Source organism: Nitrospira sp. BLG_2 (assembly GCF_049222245.1).
In genome coordinates, this window is the sequence record NZ_JBLYIG010000487.1 from 1 (window position 1) to 2,622 (window position 2,622).

A 2,622-nucleotide genomic window follows, 5' to 3' on the forward strand; every position below is an offset into this window, starting at 1 on the left:
CATGTTTGAGCATGTCGGCCGGAATAATTTTCACCTCTACTTCGATATTGTGCGACGCCTGTTGCGCGATAGAGGGCTATTTATGAACCACGGCATCACCTCGCCCGATGCCGACGGGCGCACGGTCGGCTCCGGAGTGAGCGGGTTTATGGACAAGTATGTGTTCCCCCATACCGAACTCCCCCATCTTCACACGGTGATCCGTGAGATGGCGAGACAGAACTTTGAGGTCTATGACGTTGAAAGTCTACGACCGCACTATGCTCGGACACTCGCACACTGGTCACGCAGACTGGAAAGCCAACTCGTTGCAGCCCGTCACATCGTCGGCGAACGGACGCTTCGTATATGGCGCACCTATCTCGCGGGTTCCTCACTGGCGTTTTCGCAGGGCTGGCTGACCGTCTATCAAGTACTGGCCAGCCGCCAGGAAGCCGGCGGTCTGACCGAACTCCCTTTAACTCGGTCATGGATGTATCGATGATTGAGATTTTAAAAAAGGTCAATGCTAAGGGTGAGGTTAAGATTATGCATCTCTCAGCTTCTTAAGTCCGCTGTATCTCAACCTTCACCTCAACCTGTTCCCCTGTCACCCAAAAGATTCTGCACGACGCGCTCGGCTGCCACGGCTCCATCACGAATGCAGTCGGGTATGCCGACCCCGCGATAGCCGGCCCCGGTCAGAACAAGTCCGGGATAGCGGCTTATTGCCGCTTCCAGTTGTGCCAATCGATCCAGATGGCCGAGCGTATACTGGGGCATCGCTTTCCACCATCGATTCACTTCCGCATAACTTGGCTCCACTCTGATGCCGCATAGAGCGGCGAGTTCGTCTCTGGCTTTTACCGTCAGCGCATCATCATCCAGCTGAAGAATGTTCTCCCGCCCCACTCCACCGACATAGCAGCGCACCAACAGATGATCCGCCGGAGCCCGATATGGCCACTTGAGCGAGGTCCATGTCGCGGCAATTAAATGACGCTGCTCCGTTCGCGGCACGATAAATCCGAATCCTTCTATGGCACTCGTCAGAGTCCGTGGAAACGCCATCGCAATGGTGGCAGTCGACGCATAGGAAATCATGTCCAGCAAACCGCCGGCGATCGGCGTCAATGGACGCAACAGGTCTGCCGAAACATACGCCGGTGTGGCAAGAACGACGCCGTCGGCGGAAAGCGCCGATCCATCTTGCAGAATAAGGTCGTACATCCAACGGCCGAGCTTATGCGATCTCACTCTGAGGGCATCGACTCGAGCACCCATACGGAGTTCGACCCCTTGCTGCGTCAAACGACGAGTCAAGGCGGTTACCAAATCACCGAGACCATTCTTGAGACTGACAAACATCGTCCGTTTCGGTTGATCTGTCGAAACTGACGGGGCGGCCTTCTTTGCGGCCATCATGCCGCGAACGATGCTGCCATGCCGTTGTTCCAGCTCAAAAAACCGAGGGAACGCGGCTCGCAAGCTCATTTGCTCGGCATCCCCCGCATAAATTCCGGCCATCAACGGTTCCAAGACCCGCTCAAACGCTTGCGCCCCAAACCGACGGCGAAGAAAGCCGGCCAACGATTCATCGCCCGTTGCGGGGCCTGGTGGAACGGCGATCTCCAACCCCATGCGCGCCAAACCCGTCCAGGTGAGCAGACCACTTCGAAGGAAGGACCCCAGTTGTTTCGGAACGAAGGACAGCAGTCCTTCGGGTAAATCATGCAGTTGTCCTTTATACAGAACACAGGCCTTTTTGCTTGTTTCATTGGTGTTGATGAGTTGATCGGCAAGGCCGAGCTTCACGCAGAGATCGAGGCCGGCCTGTTTTTGGGAAAGGAAGGAGTCCGGTCCGGCTTCAGTCACCATCTCGCCGACCCGGTGCGTGACGATCTTTCCTCCCCAGGATGTGTCGGATTCGAGGAGCGTGCATCGAATGGAAAGACCGGCCTTCGTCGCCTTTTCTTGGAGTGAAAAAGCTGTGGCCAGGCCGGAAATGCCACCACCCACTATCACGACTGTGCGTGGTCGAGTCACGACTGAATGCAGGAAGAGGATTCGTGTGTCGTCAAGACGTCGAGCAACGTCTCGATGAGTGGAGGCGAGTCATTCAGCATGGCGATACGCTCAAGGCGCATGCCCTTGTTGGCAGCCAATTGCTTCAGTTCAATATCGATATCAAAGAGGGTTTCCACGTGGTCGCAGAGGAAACCAATAGGCGCCACCAGCACATGCCGGTGTCCGGCCAGCTGAATGGTTTCCAACATTGATTCCACGGTGGGTCCCAGCCATGGCTCGTTTGATCGCCCCTGACTTTGATAGGCAAAGTAGATCGGTTGATCGCTAAGAAGTTGTGTCACCTCTTCGACCGTGCCCTTTACTTCATCAGGATAGGGATCCTTCATGGCTACGATCCGCTCAGGCAGACTATGCGCTGTAAATAGCACCGCCACCGTTGCGCGCACGTCTGATGGAAACGCGAGGAGTCCTAACCGGATATTATCCGCGAGAGCGGCAATCAATCGAGGATGCCGGTTCCAACTGCCGACATATGTCACATCGGTCCGATCTCCACACTCGGCACGGGCTTCTTCGACTTTTCTCCGATAGGCTCCCGTACTCAGAGAGGATTGT

Annotated in this window: 3 protein-coding genes; 1 reads left to right on the forward strand and 2 read right to left on the reverse strand. The window is 55.8% G+C overall.

Annotated elements, in window-relative coordinates:
- Positions 1-484, forward strand: a 484-nt coding sequence (locus ACOSYY_RS13360) for a class I SAM-dependent methyltransferase (protein ID WP_421662994.1), incomplete at its 5' end; no start/stop codon positions are given.
- 89 nt (positions 485-573) lie between these two features.
- Here ACOSYY_RS13360 and hemG read toward each other — a convergent pair.
- Positions 574-2,025, reverse strand: coding sequence for a protoporphyrinogen oxidase (gene hemG / locus ACOSYY_RS13365; RefSeq protein ID WP_421662995.1), 1,452 nt, complete (start codon positions 2,023-2,025; stop codon positions 574-576).
- On the reverse strand, positions 2,022-2,622 hold a 601-nt coding region (gene hemH, locus ACOSYY_RS13370; RefSeq protein ID WP_421662996.1), incomplete at its 5' end, for a ferrochelatase. The genes hemG and hemH, both read right to left, overlap by 4 nt.